The organism is Mesobacillus sp. LC4 (assembly GCF_053543455.1).
The window spans coordinates 1-14,538 of the sequence record NZ_JBGCUB010000004.1 but is presented as its reverse complement, the minus strand read 5'-3'; the positions used below and the strand labels follow the sequence as shown (position 1 = coordinate 14,538).

17 protein-coding genes and 1 riboswitch are annotated in these 14,538 nt (G+C 43.2%); of the genes, 5 read left to right on the top strand and 12 right to left on the bottom strand.

The window, feature by feature from the left end; translation table 11 throughout:
• Positions 1 to 101 precede the first annotated feature (101 nt).
• The gene (locus AB5I83_RS13430; RefSeq protein ID WP_448976002.1) at positions 102 to 1,376 is read left to right on the top strand and encodes an ATP-binding protein; all 1,275 of its coding nucleotides are present in this window, start codon (positions 102 to 104) and stop codon (positions 1,374 to 1,376) included.
• Between the two features lie 15 nt (positions 1,377 to 1,391).
• On the opposite strand, the gene AB5I83_RS13425 is transcribed toward AB5I83_RS13430, so the two are convergent.
• Together AB5I83_RS13425 and ytvI are read right to left on the bottom strand one after the other, a co-directional pair.
• Positions 1,392 to 1,571 (bottom strand): H-type small acid-soluble spore protein, encoded by a 180-nt coding sequence (locus AB5I83_RS13425; RefSeq protein ID WP_167832013.1) that lies wholly within the window; start codon positions 1,569 to 1,571, stop codon positions 1,392 to 1,394.
• A gap of 78 nt (positions 1,572 to 1,649) precedes the next feature.
• On the bottom strand, positions 1,650 to 2,681 hold the full coding sequence (gene ytvI / locus AB5I83_RS13420; RefSeq protein WP_448976001.1) for a sporulation integral membrane protein YtvI: 1,032 nt from the start codon (positions 2,679 to 2,681) through the stop codon (positions 1,650 to 1,652).
• A 167-nt stretch (positions 2,682 to 2,848) separates the two neighbouring features.
• Here ytvI and AB5I83_RS13415 point away from each other — a divergent pair, with 167 nt between their 5' ends.
• Positions 2,849 to 3,493, top strand: coding sequence for a DNA-3-methyladenine glycosylase (locus AB5I83_RS13415; protein ID WP_448976000.1), 645 nt, complete (start codon positions 2,849 to 2,851; stop codon positions 3,491 to 3,493).
• Complete coding sequence (locus AB5I83_RS13410) at positions 3,490 to 4,014, top strand: D-glycero-alpha-D-manno-heptose-1,7-bisphosphate 7-phosphatase (protein ID WP_448975999.1); 525 nt, start codon at positions 3,490 to 3,492, stop codon at positions 4,012 to 4,014. The genes AB5I83_RS13415 and AB5I83_RS13410 overlap by 4 nt, the downstream gene beginning before the upstream one ends.
• A gap of 413 nt (positions 4,015 to 4,427) precedes the next feature.
• On the opposite strand, the gene AB5I83_RS13405 is transcribed toward AB5I83_RS13410, so the two are convergent.
• The 7 genes from AB5I83_RS13405 to AB5I83_RS13375 form a co-directional block, all read right to left on the bottom strand.
• Positions 4,428 to 4,973 carry a 2-oxoacid:acceptor oxidoreductase family protein gene (locus AB5I83_RS13405; protein ID WP_448975998.1) on the bottom strand — a complete coding sequence of 182 codons (546 nt, stop codon included), beginning with the start codon at positions 4,971 to 4,973 and terminating at the stop codon, positions 4,428 to 4,430.
• Positions 4,973 to 5,731 carry a thiamine pyrophosphate-dependent enzyme gene (locus AB5I83_RS13400; RefSeq protein WP_448975997.1) on the bottom strand — a complete coding sequence of 253 codons (759 nt, stop codon included), beginning with the start codon at positions 5,729 to 5,731 and terminating at the stop codon, positions 4,973 to 4,975. Before AB5I83_RS13400 ends, AB5I83_RS13405 begins: the two co-directional genes overlap by 1 nt.
• The gene (locus AB5I83_RS13395; protein ID WP_448975996.1) at positions 5,728 to 6,792 is read right to left on the bottom strand and encodes a 3-methyl-2-oxobutanoate dehydrogenase subunit VorB; all 1,065 of its coding nucleotides are present in this window, start codon (positions 6,790 to 6,792) and stop codon (positions 5,728 to 5,730) included. The genes AB5I83_RS13400 and AB5I83_RS13395 overlap by 4 nt, the downstream gene beginning before the upstream one ends.
• Before the next feature lie 16 nt (positions 6,793 to 6,808).
• Positions 6,809 to 7,039, bottom strand: coding sequence for a 4Fe-4S binding protein (locus AB5I83_RS13390; protein WP_031307999.1), 231 nt, complete (start codon positions 7,037 to 7,039; stop codon positions 6,809 to 6,811).
• Between the two features lie 14 nt (positions 7,040 to 7,053).
• Positions 7,054 to 7,731 carry a nucleotide-binding protein gene (locus AB5I83_RS13385; protein WP_448975995.1) on the bottom strand — a complete coding sequence of 226 codons (678 nt, stop codon included), beginning with the start codon at positions 7,729 to 7,731 and terminating at the stop codon, positions 7,054 to 7,056.
• Positions 7,732 to 7,889: 158 nt separating this feature from the next.
• On the bottom strand, positions 7,890 to 8,210 hold the full coding sequence (locus tag AB5I83_RS13380; protein ID WP_226087069.1) for a hypothetical protein: 321 nt from the start codon (positions 8,208 to 8,210) through the stop codon (positions 7,890 to 7,892).
• Positions 8,211 to 8,384: 174 nt separating this feature from the next.
• A complete protein-coding gene (locus tag AB5I83_RS13375) occupies positions 8,385 to 9,137 on the bottom strand; it encodes a CBS domain-containing protein (RefSeq protein ID WP_448975994.1) in 753 nt (250 codons plus the stop codon).
• A 664-nt stretch (positions 9,138 to 9,801) separates the two neighbouring features.
• Positions 9,802 to 9,903, top strand: a riboswitch (purine riboswitch).
• Positions 9,904 to 10,009: 106 nt separating this feature from the next.
• Between AB5I83_RS13375 and AB5I83_RS13370 the strand changes: the two genes are divergently transcribed.
• Entirely contained in the window at positions 10,010 to 11,302 is a 1,293-nt protein-coding gene (locus AB5I83_RS13370) for an NCS2 family permease (protein ID WP_167832004.1), read from the top strand.
• Positions 11,303 to 11,341: 39 nt separating this feature from the next.
• On the opposite strand, the gene AB5I83_RS13365 is transcribed toward AB5I83_RS13370, so the two are convergent.
• Both AB5I83_RS13365 and AB5I83_RS13360 read right to left on the bottom strand, forming a co-directional pair.
• Positions 11,342 to 12,250, bottom strand: coding sequence for a Gfo/Idh/MocA family protein (locus AB5I83_RS13365; protein WP_448975993.1), 909 nt, complete (start codon positions 12,248 to 12,250; stop codon positions 11,342 to 11,344).
• A 98-nt stretch (positions 12,251 to 12,348) separates the two neighbouring features.
• Positions 12,349 to 13,194, bottom strand: coding sequence for a DegV family protein (locus tag AB5I83_RS13360; RefSeq protein ID WP_448975992.1), 846 nt, complete (start codon positions 13,192 to 13,194; stop codon positions 12,349 to 12,351).
• A 206-nt stretch (positions 13,195 to 13,400) separates the two neighbouring features.
• On the opposite strand from AB5I83_RS13360, the gene AB5I83_RS13355 reads away from it, so the two are divergent.
• Positions 13,401 to 14,066, top strand: a complete 666-nt coding sequence (locus tag AB5I83_RS13355; protein ID WP_448975991.1) for a hypothetical protein — start codon at positions 13,401 to 13,403, stop codon at positions 14,064 to 14,066.
• 16 nt (positions 14,067 to 14,082) lie between these two features.
• Here AB5I83_RS13355 and AB5I83_RS13350 read toward each other — a convergent pair whose 3' ends face one another.
• Positions 14,083 to 14,310 carry a thioredoxin family protein gene (locus tag AB5I83_RS13350; RefSeq protein ID WP_448975990.1) on the bottom strand — a complete coding sequence of 76 codons (228 nt, stop codon included), beginning with the start codon at positions 14,308 to 14,310 and terminating at the stop codon, positions 14,083 to 14,085.
• Positions 14,311 to 14,538: the final 228 nt, after the last annotated feature.

Below are 14,538 nucleotides of genomic sequence, written 5' to 3'. Positions count from 1 at the left end.
TTGTGTTAAAGTAAAAGTAATATATTTGAATAATTTGTCTTTTTTCATGAAATTACTCTTTGATGGAGCAGGGTGCTCCTTGTCGACTGGAGATTAAGACTATGGACCAATTTACAGTTCTCGTATTGAATCTGATCTTCATCCTGTTTTCTGCATTTGTGTTCCAATACATCATCGTTAAGAAAATTCCAAGTTTATTTAAGAAGTACTCCAAACTCTTCGTTATCACCCTGGGCGGAATTCAAATCCTGTTTTGCATGTCTTTTACGGTGGTTGGCAGTCCTGATTTCATCTTTGACCTACGTTTGATTCCTGTGGTCCTCGGAGGGTTGTACGGCGGTCCAGTTGTCAGCACGATACTTTTCATCATTGTTGTAGCAGCAAGGATTCCTTTTGGCGGCAACGGGGTATGGATCAACTTTTTTAACATGCTGACGATCAGCGTGTTAACCGTTTATCTGTCCAGTAAGTACAAGTCTTTCCCGCTGACAAAGAAATTACTTACTGTTATGACGGTCGCGCTATCCTATACAATCCTCATTTTCCTGATGAAGGCGACGGTTTTTGATGAACTGTCCAATTTTCAATTCATGCTATTATACGCCCTTACCCTTACCGGCGGAATTCTTATTGTGACTTATTTTATTGAGATCATGATGCAGAACCACCTCCTACATAATGCCGTAATCAAGTCCGATAAGATTGAAGTCGTTTCCCAGCTGGCTGCGAGCGTCAGTCATGAGGTCCGTAATCCGCTAACCGTCACACGAGGTTTTTTGCAAATGCTGAAGGATCCAACCATTGATGAGAAAAAAAGACTGTATTACTTGAATACAGCAATTGATGAACTCGACCGTGCAGAAACAATCATCAAGGATTATCTGAATTTCGCAAAGCCACAATCGAAAATGGCATCATCCATCTTTGTAAAAGAAGAAATTGAGAAAGCACTTGAATTGATTATTCCTTACGCCAACCATTTTTCGGTAAATGTAAAAAAGGATTTAATGGCGGGAATGAAGATTTCTGGTGAAGCTGCCAAGTTCCATCAATGTATACTTAATATCATTAAGAACGGTATTGAAGCCATGCCAAACGGCGGCGACCTTGTAATCAGCTGCCGTGAGATGGCAAATAGCCATGTATCGATAACTATCGAGGATACGGGATGCGGAATGTCTCCACAGCAATTAGCCAAAATCGGCGAACCTTACTTTTCAACGAAAGCCGAAAAAGGCACAGGCCTTGGGATGATGGTCGTCAATAACATCATTCAAGAAATGGGCGGTACGATGGACGTAAAAAGCAAACTGAACGAAGGCACCAAATTTAAGATCACATTGCCGCTTTATGATACAGAAAAACGGGAGATGTAAAATTCTCCCGTTTTTCTATTCCTCTATTAAATTCAAGACTGGAACGTCTCTTTCTACTTCCGGTTCTGATTTTGAATAAATCCTTGCCATTTTGCTCTTCTCGTCAACATGCTGGATAATGATCGGCGTCCCATCATACGTTACATTGATCATTTCTGCTGACTCAACGATTTCTTTTGCCCGGCCTACATTCATTCCTGAGTTCCTCCTTCTTGGTAACAAACATAATTTATGCTTAATCATGTTCTGCTATCCAAAAAAGCATCCTAAATATTAAATCTTGAAGTTAAGGCGAATCACATTCGCTTTTCTTAAAGTGTCATAGATAATTACGATGATTGGACCGATAAAAATACCAGCAAGTCCAAACAGTTTGAGTCCAATATACATGCTGACCAGAGAAGCAAGCGGCGATATCCCAAGGTTTGTTGAATAAATCTTTGGCTCGATCACCCTGCGGACAACAGTGATAACGAGGAATAGAATGATCAATCCTATTCCCAAAAAATGATTATCCTGCAAAATCGCAATGACAGCCCATGGTACCAATACTGACCCGGTTCCGAGAATTGGCAGGATATCCACAATGACAATCAATAATGACAGCAGTCCTGTATAGTTAACACCAAGAATGCTGAGTCCTGCCAAAGCCATCATAAAGGTGACTGCGCTCAGGATTACCTGAGCTTTTAAAAAACCTATGCCTGCCTTGTTTAACTGGCTTCCAACAAGGAAAACCTTTTGCCGGGTTTGCTCCTTTAAATGAGACTCCAGCTTCATTTTCAGATTAGGAAGTTCAAGACTGAACAAGAATAACGCTATAAGATAAACCAGAAATTCAATCATGAATCCTGGTATGGCCGTCAATAAATTGATTGTGCCGGCAATGAATTGCTGTAAGAAAGAATCAAGCGTATTAATATTCGATTCAATCGTCGTCTCGATCTGGTCACTAACTTCCATCGGGAAGTTTTTAGAATAAAATTCCCACTTGCCCATCATAGGCAGGATTGCCGTCTTGTAAATATCCCTGACGAATGTAGGAGTTCGCTCTGATAGGGAAACTGCTTGATGAGCGATCATCGAGACCAGATTATACCCGATTACACCGAGGAAGACCACATAGCTGATAAAAACACCAATCACAGCTTGAAGACGCTTAAATGAAAATCGTTTGATGATCCATTGAACCATTCCTTCGAGCATGACTGCTGTTAACATAGCAAAAATGAGCGGAAGGCTATAAGGAACAAGGAAAAAAATGATTACAGCAATCACTGCAATCGATACCCATTTTTTCCACATATCTGATACTCCCTTTATTAACACTAAATCAATATTAGCTTTAACGTTACTATAAACTATCTTGGACTTTCCCGCTATTTTTATCATCAGGTCACCAGGACGAAATTTCATGGATGCGTCATCCTTTGGCAGGGTATAAAGGTAAAAACGAATGATGAGGAGATCTTATGGACGAACAATACAATCTTTCAAGCGCGGTGAACAATAGATTTTTCGAACAGCCCACTCTTGAATTGGCTTATTCCCTGCTGGGATGCATATTGGTGAAAGAAACAGAAGAAGGGACAGCTGCCGGAATCATCGTCGAAACGGAAGCCTATATTGGGCCGATGGATCAGGCGGCACATAGTTATAATAATCGCCGGACAAAGAGAACGGAGGTCATGTTCCATCAGGCTGGTCTTGCTTACACTTATGTCATGCACACCCATACTCTCTTCAATGTCGTCAGTGGAGAAGAAGGCAATCCGGAAGCTGTGCTGATTCGGGCAATTGAACCACTGGAAGGCCTTGATTTAATGGTTAGGCGACGGGGCATGCCTGAATCCCCCAACCTGACAAATGGTCCCGGTAAGCTGTCCAAAGCGATGGGCATAAAGATGTCAGATTATGGGCATCCCTTAACAGAGAAACCACTTTTCCTCACCCAAGGATTGGTGCCAGACAGCATTTCAGCAGGCAAAAGGATCGGCATCGATAATTCCGGTGAAGCAAAAGACTATCCATGGCGTTTCTGGATCACTGGCAACCGCTATGTTTCCCGCCACCAGAATGCTGATAAAATCATCGTGAATAAAGGGGAATCAAAATGAAAAAAGCCATATTCCTGGACCGGGACGGGGTCCTGAATGAAGTACTGTCCCACCGGGTGAAATTCGTTAATCGACCCGAAGATCTTTATCTGCTTGAAGGAGCAGCAGAAGCAGTCGCGGAATTGAGCAAAGCTGGATATGATATTTTTGTCGTTACAAACCAGGGAGGCGTCGGCCTAGGATTCCTGAAGGAAAAACGCCTCCAGGAAATCCATGACCATATGGTTAAGATGATCAAAGAGCATGGCGGCCATATCAAAGAGGTTGCCTACTGCCCGCATAAACCTAAGGCCGGCTGCGAATGCCGTAAACCAAATGCCGGAATGCTTCTTGATCTGGCAAACAGGCACAATATCGAATTGACAGGAAGTGTCATGGTCGGGGATCATGAGCGCGATATCGAAGCAGGCAAAAAAGCGGGCTGTAAAACAGTGTTCATCGGGAACGAAGAAACAGCGGCGGATCAGCAGGCTCCTTCACTCCAGGCAGCCGTTCCGCTGATTTTAGAGCTCTTGGGATAAGGATATCGTATTATGAATGACCAGTTGATTTTGAGTTATACAAACTGGTATTAACACGAACTTTAGCAATTGAATAAGCATACAAAAATTGAACCAGCCCAGTGAATGAAGTTGTGCTGAAAAATAAGCGGAGAACTTTCTCTTATTTACGAAAAAGTATTGAAAACAGCTTAAATAGACGGATAGATTCCGACTAATCACTCAAAAAACGTAAATTTAGGTGATTTTTCTTTGTTTAACCGGAAAGTCTCCGCTTATATCCCCCCAACTCAGCTCTATTTTGCAGTCTAACCGGAAAATCTCCGCTTATGACACAATGAAGCAGTCCGGTTCACTTGGACTGCTTCTTTGATCGTTAAGTTATTTATTTAGATTTACCAGATGTATTTGTTTACTTCCGCTAGTAATCTGTCCTACGCTGTAGCTATGTTGGCCATGGACCGGCCGAGTTCAAGTGCCTGCCGATTGATTTCCAAAAGAAAGTGCTTTTCCGGTGAAAGCACTTTCTTCAATGCTTCCAAAATGGAGTCATCAGATAGTATGCCTGTTTCCTCCAGGAACGCTCCCAGCAGGATCATATTCGCGACTTTCGAATTGCCAAGCTCGTTCGCTTTGTCGGTTGCATCGATATTTAACACTCTTATATCATTTCTTTCCGATCCTTTTGAAATCAGGGAAGAGTTTACTATTAATAACCCGCCAGCCCTGACCATCGGTTCAAATTTTTCATATGAAGGGTTATTCAGCACGATCGCTGTACTCGGTCTTGAAACAAGCGGTGAACCGACCTGTTCCTCGCTGACCACGACTGCACAGTTGGCCGTACCTCCTCGCTGCTCAGGTCCGTATGAAGGCAGCCATGATACAAACTTTCCTTCCTTCATCCCGGCATAGGCAATCAACTGGCCCATCGACATGACACCCTGCCCGCCAAAGCCGGCAATCAAAATTTCCTCCATCAGCGACCATCCCCCTTCTGTGAATCCTTATACACTCCTAGAGGATAGGCAGGCACCATATTATCCTTAATCCAATCCAGCGATTCATTTGGATCAAGGCCCCAGTTCGTCGGACAGCTGGAAAGGACCTCGACCATAGAGAAACCAAGTCCATGTTTCTGTGTTTCAAATGCCTTGCGGATCGCTTTCTTCGCTTTGATGATATTTGGCACGTCATGTGTTGAAACTCGTTCAATATAGGCTGTTCCGTCCAGGGTTGACAGCATTTCGCTCACGCGGATCGGCAATCCCTGGATGCTCCCATCCCGGCCGAATGGGGTTGTTGCTGTTTTCTGGCCAACCAATGTAGTTGGAGCCATTTGGCCCCCAGTCATGCCATAGATCGCATTATTCACAAAGATGACGGTAATATTTTCACCTCTTGCAGCGGCATGGACAGCCTCAGCTATCCCAATCGATGCAAGATCGCCAGCACCCTGGTAGGTAAAAACAAAACGGTCAGGCAAAACGCGTTTGATGCCTGTTGCTACTGCAGGAGCTCTGCCATGGGCTGCCTGGGTCATATCACAATTGAAATATTCATAGGACAGGACAGAGCACCCGACAGAAGCAACTCCAACTGTATCCTCCAAAATCCCCATTTCTTCGAGCACTTCACCAACCATCCTATGGATGATTCCGTGCGTACAGCCCGGGCAGTAGTGCGTCTGGTTAGCAGTCAATCCAGTTGTTTTCTCAAACACAGTTTTCATTGTCATACCTCGACACCCCCAGCCAGCTTGACAATTTGGTCATATATTTCTTCCTGAGTAGGAACAACCCCGCCAGTGCGCCCAAAGAATGAAACGGGGGTCCGGCCCTCAACGGCAAGCCTGACATCCTCAACCATCTGGCCAGCACTCATCTCGACTGAAAGATAACCTTTTACCCTGTCACGTGTTTCAATGAACGGCTGCTCAGGAAATGGCCACAGCGTAATCGGCCGGATCATCCCGATTTTCAATCCATCTTTTCTCGCTTTATTGATCGCATTCATGGCAATCCTTGCAGCTGTTCCGTAAGCAGTTACGATATAATCGGCATCATCGATTTCAAACGTTTCGTATCTTGCTTCATTTTGTTTGATCAAGGCAAACTTTTTCTGTAAAAGTTCATTCCGCTTTTCAAGCGCATCGGCATTCAATTCAAGGGAGGAGATTATTCTAGGTTTTCCATCGCCGCGGGTACCGGTTGTTGTCCATTCTTTCTGTTCCGGCTCTCTTTCCTTCCATTCTTTGAATTCAACCGGCTCCATCATCTGTCCGAGCATGCCGTCCCCAAGCAGGATGACGGGCGTCCGGTAACGGTCGGCAATATCAAATGCCGCTTCTGTCAGGTCAATGATTTCCTGAAGCGTTGATGGAGCAAGGACAGGTGTATGGTAATCACCATGGCCACCTCCTTTTGTCACCTGGAAATAGTCCGATTGCGCAGGCTGGATATTGCCAAGTCCAGGACCTCCACGGACAACATTCACAATCAGTGCCGGCAGTTCTGCACCAACCAGGTATGAAATCCCTTCCTGCTTCAAGCTGAAACCCGGGCTCGATGATGACGTCATCACGCGTACACCGGTTCCGGCCGCTCCATATACCATATTGATCGCTGCTACTTCACTTTCCGCCTGTAAAAATAACCCGCCAACCTCTGGCAGCCTTCTGGCCATATAGGCAACAAGTTCACTCTGCGGTGTGATCGGATAGCCGAAAAAATACTTGCAGCCCGCATGGACAGCGGCTTCCGCGATAACCTCGTTCCCCTTCATAAGTACTTTCCCCATTGTCAAGTCCCCTTTGCTATACAGATTTCCTTACCTTTTCTGGCCTATAGACAGTGATCACTGAATCTGGACACATTTGCGCGCACTTGCCGCAGCTGATGCAATTTTCCTGGTCTGTCACAACCGCCGGCCGGTAGCCTTTCTCATTCAAGTAATCAGCAAGATAAATGACATTTGTCGGACAAGCATTCACGCACAGCTTACATGATTTGCAAGTTTCCTCGTTAAATACAACTCTCTGCTCCACCGCTTTTACCTCCTTTACATTTCCCATGGCAATTTTAAATACCTTGTCATCACCTTCACCGGGGATTCCGCCTCAATTCCGGCACTTTCAGCTGATAGGTGCTCTGGCACCATCGTTGTCAATAATGGAATCCCCAGTTGATCTGACAACTCCTTGCATAACGCCAGCCCCTTTTCAACGTCTTGAATGGTCGTCTCCGATCCAACATTAGAGTTATTGATGATTCCTGTGATTTTCAGCCTCGAAGCTGCTTCAATTTTTTGCAATGTCTCCACCGCACCCTCCAGAGTACTGACATATGGTCGGTTGGCGTTCAAGATAAACAACACTTCAAGCTTCATATCTTTCCAATCGTTGTAAAATTGCCCTAATGCCGTAGCTCCATCCTTATGTCCGCCAGCATCGACGATCAGCTTATATTCTGGATCGTAAATCACCCTGCCCATATCTCCAGGAACAATCGGTAAATCTGCAGCTGCAAGTCTTTCAGCTGGTGCGATCAGTTCTATTCCGTTTTGATTTAAAATTTCCCTGGCGTCCCTCGCGCGATAATATGGATTCACGATGTCCAAATCTGCAACGGCCGTCATGGCCTTTGTTTTCCTTGCCTCCAAAGCTAGATTGATTGATATCTCGGTTTTACCGCTGCCAAAATGGCCGGTAATGATGGTGATGTCTGCTCCTTGTTTCATCGGTTACCCCCTCTCCGTTGAAAGCGTTTTCATTTTATACCAAATTCATTATATAAATTTCTTCCTATCTTCTCTTTGATAAAAGTCACGTTTTTAATTAAAGTGTTTGAAATCAACTTAAAAAAGGAGCTCCTAGAAAGAACTCCTTTTTTTAAGAATTATATAGCAAAGCTCAGAACCACTTTTTGCGGCATGTCCTGCTCTTCATACACATCTTTTCTCAATCTCTCACAAGAAGGCATCTCATATGAAAAATCTTGTACTGCTTCAGGAATCAACCCATCCGCTTTTAATGCATTAAACACCTTTTGCATCGCATCATCTGTGTCCAGGCAATCTTCAGAACCTTCATATTTAAAACAATCAACGCATGTTTCCACGATATTTGCATCAATCTGTTCCTGTATAAATACTAATTTTGCGCCAGCCATCTTCTCAACTTCACGATTTTCCAATTCAATAATCGTTGTTACGTTCATTATTGGCACCTCCATTTGGATTACACTATCATTATAGTAAGTTAAGATCCAAACAGGGGGGTTTTGCCATTTAGTTCATTTTTTATTCACATATTCTCGTCAAAAATTTGTCAAAAACTCCTTAACAAAGGGATTCCCTATACCCACATAGGGATTTTTCTCCTTGCTTTATTTTTATTCCAAAACGTCGATTTCTACCAAATCCCATGGTGTGATGATCCCGATTGGGCGCTCGGACGCTTTACCATTTTCAGTGATTAATACTGCTTCCAGCTTCTTGTTTTCAAGGTGGTATTTTTCAAAGACATCCTCTATTGAGAAAATATCCGAATTTTTTGCGGCAAACTCTACAAATCTCTTTGAATGAAGATATTCCAAGTCGCGGATTTTTACATCCTCTATCATCCTGCTCTCCTCCAGCAAATTGCCTGCCAGCCACTGGGCAATACAATTTGAAGTCAACAGCCACTTGAACCCATTTTCATCATAGACAGGAAACTGTGAATAAGCCCTCTTCTGGATAATTTTCAAGACATCAACTAAACTTGTATCTTCTTTAAAATAAAACACCGGTCTTGTTGCGATATCCAGTGCATTCTTAGGATCTGATACCTGGCTGGCAATCCTTTCGATCTTCTCCACTACTTTTTCATGTGGTTCAGCTATGTAATAATCAAGAGCAATTTTGTCATGAACAAGTGAATTACGCAGGCGCCCATACATTTTCAAATCATGATAATATTTGCGGATGATTGAATGCCTAGAATAATTGATCCTCAGCAGCTCTGAATATTTATCTGTTGTCGCATTTCTTGAAATCCGTTGCAGCCATGCGTGGATTCGGTTAAAAGCCACTTCGAATCTTTCTGAACGCTTCTCATTTTGGATAACAGCCAATTTTTTCAACTCCATTTTCAACAGTTTCATATAGGGAATTTCTCCTATTATATCGTTAAATACATCGTTCCTGTAAGTGTATCCCTCAAATTCTCGAATTGGATATCGCACACAGCCATCCTCTTCTTTTGACTGCTTCTCTTGTTTCTCCTTCAACTTGTCTTATGTTGGCTTTTCTTTTGACAGCTTTTCTTGTTTTCTCGTTAAATCTGTCTTAAGTTGCTGCTTCTTTTGACAGCTTTTCTTGTTTCCCCCTCAAACCTGTCTTAAGTTGGCTCTTCTTTTGACAGCTTCTCTTGTTTCTCCTTCAAACCTGTCTTAAGTTGCTGCTTCTTTTGACTGCTTTTCTCGTTTTCCTCTCAAACCTGTCTTAAGTTGCCTCTTCTTTTGACTGCTTTTCTCGTTTTCATTTCAAACCTGTCTTAAGTTGCCTCTTCTTTTGACTGCTTTTCTTGTTATCCTCTCAAACCTGTCTTAAGTTGCCTCTTCTTTTGACTACTTCTCTTGTTTCTCCTTCAAACCTGTCTTAATTTGCTGCTTCTTTTGACAGCTTTTCTTGTTATCCTCTCAAACCTGTCTTAAGTTGGCTCAAAATAACTTCCACTAACCTAATAATCAGAAAACAACAAATAGATAAACTTTATGAATTGCAATTGACCTTGCCATGAGTTGCGTGATACTATCTCTAGTATTATTTAAATCTATAATTTTTCCTTGTATATGTTCGAGAATATGGCTCGGACGTTTCTACCATGCTACCGTAAAAGGCGTGACTACAAGGGACTTTGATATTTGCTATTCTTTTTGGCAACTATTTGTCCTTTGTGGTAACTCCGGCAGCATGAACTGCCGGAGTTTTTTTGTTTTCAGCATATTATCAAACAACCAGGAGGACAGCACATATGAAAAACTTTTTCCAGTTCGCTGAACGAAATACAAATTATAAACAGGAAACACTTGCCGGTATCACGACTTTCTTGTCGATGGCGTACATCCTTGTCGTCAACCCTTTAATTCTCAGCCAGGCTGGCATGGATAAGGGAGCTGTTTTTACCGCTACTGCTTTGTCTGCGATTATTGGCTCGCTGCTGATTGGCCTGCTGGCAAACTTCCCAATTGGAATTGCTCCAAGCATGGGTTTGAATTCATTTTTCACTTTCACCGTCTGTATCGGCATGGGAGTAGAGTGGCAAGTCGCCCTTACTGGTGTATTCATCGCGGGTGTCCTGTTCGTCATCCTCAGTCTTTTAAAGATCCGCGAAAAAATCATCAATGTGATTCCCCAGGATCTTAAGCATGCAATCGCTGGGGGCATCGGCTTCTTCGTCGCATTCATCGGTTTGAAAAATGCAGGAATCATCATTGGAAGCGAAGCAACATTCGTCTCAATCGGTAACCTGACATCAGGTCCCGTCCTGCTTGCACTTTTCGGCTTCATCATCAGCGTGATCATGATGGTTCGCGGAATCAGCGGCGGCATCTTCTATGGAATGGTAATTGCCACAATCATAGGAATATTCACTGGCTTGATTGAAAAGCCAACAGCAATCGTCGGATCTGTTCCCGACATTTCACCTACCTTTGGTGTCGTCTTTCATCATCTTGGAGATATTTTCTCTCCTGATGTTCTTGCCGTTATTTTCACATTCTTGTTTGTCGCGTTCTTTGATACTGCCGGAGCACTCATTGCGGTTGCCAGCCAGGCTGGTCTGATGAAGGATAATAAAATTCCAAATGCAGGCCGCGCACTTCTCGCGGACGCAGGGTCTGCTGTTGCCGGTGCTGTACTCGGGACATCCACAACAGCGTCATTCGTTGAATCATCAGCAGGGATTGCTGTCGGCGGGCGAACAGGTTTTACATCTGTAATCATTGCGGCTTGTTTCGGGATTGCGATGCTTTTCTCTCCGATCCTGTCCGTGATTACACCAGAAGTTACCGCTCCGGCTCTCATTATTGTTGGTGCGTTGATGGCAACTGAAATCAGTAAAATCAACTGGAACAATCTTGCTGTGATTATCCCATCATTCGTCACAATCATCATGATGCCGCTCACTTTTAGCGTCGCCACAGGAATCGCCCTTGGCTTCATTCTTTACCCTTTGATGATGCTTGGTATGGGGAAGTTTAAAGAAGTTCATCCCATAATGTATATTCTCGGTTTCTTGTTTGTTGGTTATTTTATGTATGTATAAAACAAGCCCCGTCTCAATTATAAGAGGCGGGGCTTGTTTTTATAACTGTTCTAATTCCAGTACGATTTGTTCACAGATTTCATGTGTTTTCAAAGAATCCCTTGCGGTTAAAAGCGGTGAAGTTTTACTGCCGACAGCCTGCAGGAAATCAAAAACAATTTGTTCAAAGCCGCGCTTATGAAGAGTTGGTTCCCAGTCACTTCCCCCTACCCTTGTTTCAGTCCTGTTTTCCTGCACGAAAAGATCAGAAACATTTAAAGCTGTTCGTTTTTCAGTTGATTGGAATATCTCCACTTTTTCCTCTACAACACCGCTGTCACGGTTCATGATTCCAATTGCTACTCCTGCTTCCGCCTGCAGCTGAATGACCACATGATGCAAAAACATACCATTTTTCTTGCCAGTCACATTGACCCGTTTGATTGGGTACGGAAATAAGAATCTAAGTGTATCGACAACATGGATGAAATCATCATAAATAAAATTCCGTATTTCACCCGGCAGTGCCCGCCTGTTTTTCTGCATGATCACCATATTCGGTTCTTTCAGCTCAGTCAGCTTCTTATAAGCGGGAGCATACCTGCGGTTAAAACCGGTCATTAAGATCAAGCCTTTTTCCTCAGCCAGCTCTGTCAATTCCCTGGCTTTTTCATAATCATAGGCAATGGGCTTGTCGACATACACATGGACACCAGCCAGGAGCAGTTGTTTGACAATTTGATGATGAGATTCTGTTGCACTATGTACAAAAGCTCCCTTGACACCACTTTCAATGAGCACATCCAGACTTGAATGAATATGGGAAAACCTGTACTTTGCAGCAAGATTTTTCAGCTTGTCCTGATCACGCGTGAAAAGATGGAACTCAATATCTCCCTTCTCTGCAAAAACAGGCAAATAGGCTTTTTGTGCAATATCCCCTAAGCCAATGACGCCAATCTTCAACATCTGTATACCCCCTGTAAGTTTGTTATCTCAAGTGTACACAGGAACATGGGCAATAAAAAGAAATCAGCCTTCACATAGGCTGATTCCTTGTTTGTTTACTATTCATTGATCCAGGCAAGTCCGATTGTTCCCTGCCCTGTATGTGTACCCGCAACTGGACTGAATGTAGTCGTTGTAAAAGATATTTCCGGAAAACGCTGTTGAAGTTCTTCCCGCCATTGTTCAGCCAATTCCTTTACGTTTCCATGAATGACACTAGCTTCCTTCACATTGCCTGAAGCCTCTTCAAAAATTTGATACAGGCGTTCTTTGACCTTTTTTTCAGTCCTGATTTTATCAAAAAGGACTACCTTGCCATCATCGAATCTGACAATCAGCTTCAATTTGATCAAGCTTCCGATGATTACCTGTGTGGTAGATAAACGGCCGCCCTTATGCAGCTGCTCTAAACTTCCCGGAGCCATATATAAATTGGCCTTGTCAGGCAGCATACTTAAATAGGAAACGATTTCAGAATATGACTTGCCTTCCTTCTGCAGTTCAACTCCCTTTTCCACCATGCGTCCCAAAGGGTATGAACCTATTTTCGAATCGATGACATCGACCCTGAAATCAACCATGCTTGAAGCTGCTACGGACGATTGGAAAGTTCCCGTGAGAGCGCTGGAAGCATGAATGGCAATCGCATGCTTGTACTGCTCCTTCAGCTTCTGGTAAAGCTCTACAAACTCCCCGATCGCAGGCTGGGATGTTTTCGGAAGGACCTTTGATGCTGCCAGCTTTGGATAGAAATCCTCTGCAGTGATATCTACCCCTTCCAAATAGGATTCCTCACCAAAAATAATACTCAAAGGCACAACGTATATATGGTTATTTTTAATGAATTCTTCAGTAAGTCCAGATGTACTGTCGGTTACCCATGCAATCTCATTTAATGTCGTCATGAATTTCTCCTGTTCTTCGTCAAAAATATCGGTGTATATGCTTACATTTCTCATGATATATGAAGATGCCTTATAAGACTATTAGTAATTTTTAAGAATACGATTTATTTGTTAAAAACAATGAAAAAGTTAATAACATCGACACATGTTTCTGTTTCCTATAAAAGGGAAGAATGGTAACAAACCTGACTGGAGGTAAGTGACTCATGGATCCTTATATCTACGGATTATATTCCCTCGCCTACATGTTTTTATTCCTATGGGGACTAACATTATCCATCAAGTATGGATTCTTCACCTGGCTGAATGTCCTTTTGCTTGTGACATTCGGCTTAATATATGACAACCTTGTCCTTTCGCTGGGGAGTATAATTGGGGAAGGCCCGATTTTAAAAGGCTTAAATGTGATGCGCTACTGGTTTCATGCATTCTTTACGCCATTGTTGATCTTATTTTCCTGGGCGGCGATCAGGAAGACAGGTATTCACTGGCTGAAGGAACGCACAGGACTTCTTGCAGCAGGTATTTTTACTATTGCCATGATAATTGCAGAGCTTATGCAAAATACCATCGGACTTAAGCTTGAACCCGCCAGGAATTACGGTGTACTAAGCTATGAAGCAGCCGGTTCACACGGGCCTCCAATCATGATCATTGGCGTTACCCTTGCCTTATTGCTTGCAGGATTTATCCTCTGGAAAAAGCTGCAGTGGAAATGGATGGCTGTCGGAGTCATTTTGATGGGAATAGGAAGCGCCGTGCCGATTCCCTTGGAGAGTGATGCCGCCACGAACGGCTTCGAATTAATTTTATTGATTTCATTATGGGCAACGAAGGCTTTCCTTGAGAAAAAATCAGAACAGGCCGCATGATAAGGCCTGTCCTGATTTAAAATAACCCCTTCACTTCCTGTGCGGACAACTGCTTTCCCGCTGAAACAACTTTCTCATCAATAACCAACGCCGGAGTACTTTTCACCTTATACTTTTCGATCTCCATACTGTCTACCACCATTTCCACTACCGCCGCGACACCAGCTTCCATCACAGCAGCATTAATACTCTCTTCAAGGTTTTTGCACTTTTCACAGCCCGGACCCAGCACTTTAATGATCATAAGCCTCGTTCTCCTTTCACTTTTAGGCATATTTCATTATCTATATATCTTGAATTTACCCAGATTCAAGGAATAACAGTCTTTTTTTTACAGCTTTTCTGGTGATTGATGCCAAGCTGTCACGATTCTGCCGTTTTCTTGACAGCTTTTCCAGAGAATGGACCAAAGCAGGCACGATACCGGTGTTTTCTTGACAACTTAACTCCTGATTGGCTCAAAGCTGTCACG

Bases quoted from the DNA above. Each gene is read 5' to 3' on its own strand.
- ytvI (WP_448976001.1), bottom strand. From the start codon at position 2,681: ATGTGGAAAAAATGGGTATCGATTGCAGTGATTGCTGTAATCATTTTT.
- AB5I83_RS13395 (WP_448975996.1), bottom strand. From the start codon at position 6,792: ATGGGGAAAGTACTTATGAAGGGGAACGAGGTTATCGCGGAAGCCGCT.
- AB5I83_RS13385 (WP_448975995.1), bottom strand. From the start codon at position 7,731: ATGAAACAAGGAGCAGACATCACCATCATTACCGGCCATTTTGGCAGC.
- AB5I83_RS13415 (WP_448976000.1), top strand. From the start codon at position 2,849: ATGGACGAACAATACAATCTTTCAAGCGCGGTGAACAATAGATTTTTC.
- AB5I83_RS13380 (WP_226087069.1), bottom strand. From the start codon at position 8,210: ATGAACGTAACAACGATTATTGAATTGGAAAATCGTGAAGTTGAGAAG.
- AB5I83_RS13405 (WP_448975998.1), bottom strand. From the start codon at position 4,973: ATGGAGGAAATTTTGATTGCCGGCTTTGGCGGGCAGGGTGTCATGTCG.
- AB5I83_RS13370 (WP_167832004.1), top strand. From the start codon at position 10,010: ATGAAAAACTTTTTCCAGTTCGCTGAACGAAATACAAATTATAAACAG.
- AB5I83_RS13430 (WP_448976002.1), top strand. From the start codon at position 102: ATGGACCAATTTACAGTTCTCGTATTGAATCTGATCTTCATCCTGTTT.
- AB5I83_RS13375 (WP_448975994.1), bottom strand. From the start codon at position 9,137: ATGAAACTGTTGAAAATGGAGTTGAAAAAATTGGCTGTTATCCAAAAT.
- AB5I83_RS13360 (WP_448975992.1), bottom strand. From the start codon at position 13,194: ATGACGACATTAAATGAGATTGCATGGGTAACCGACAGTACATCTGGA.
- AB5I83_RS13365 (WP_448975993.1), bottom strand. From the start codon at position 12,250: ATGTTGAAGATTGGCGTCATTGGCTTAGGGGATATTGCACAAAAAGCC.
- AB5I83_RS13425 (WP_167832013.1), bottom strand. From the start codon at position 1,571: ATGAATGTAGGCCGGGCAAAAGAAATCGTTGAGTCAGCAGAAATGATC.
- AB5I83_RS13350 (WP_448975990.1), bottom strand. From the start codon at position 14,310: ATGATCATTAAAGTGCTGGGTCCGGGCTGTGAAAAGTGCAAAAACCTT.
- AB5I83_RS13355 (WP_448975991.1), top strand. From the start codon at position 13,401: ATGGATCCTTATATCTACGGATTATATTCCCTCGCCTACATGTTTTTA.
- AB5I83_RS13400 (WP_448975997.1), bottom strand. From the start codon at position 5,731: ATGACAATGAAAACTGTGTTTGAGAAAACAACTGGATTGACTGCTAAC.
- AB5I83_RS13410 (WP_448975999.1), top strand. From the start codon at position 3,490: ATGAAAAAAGCCATATTCCTGGACCGGGACGGGGTCCTGAATGAAGTA.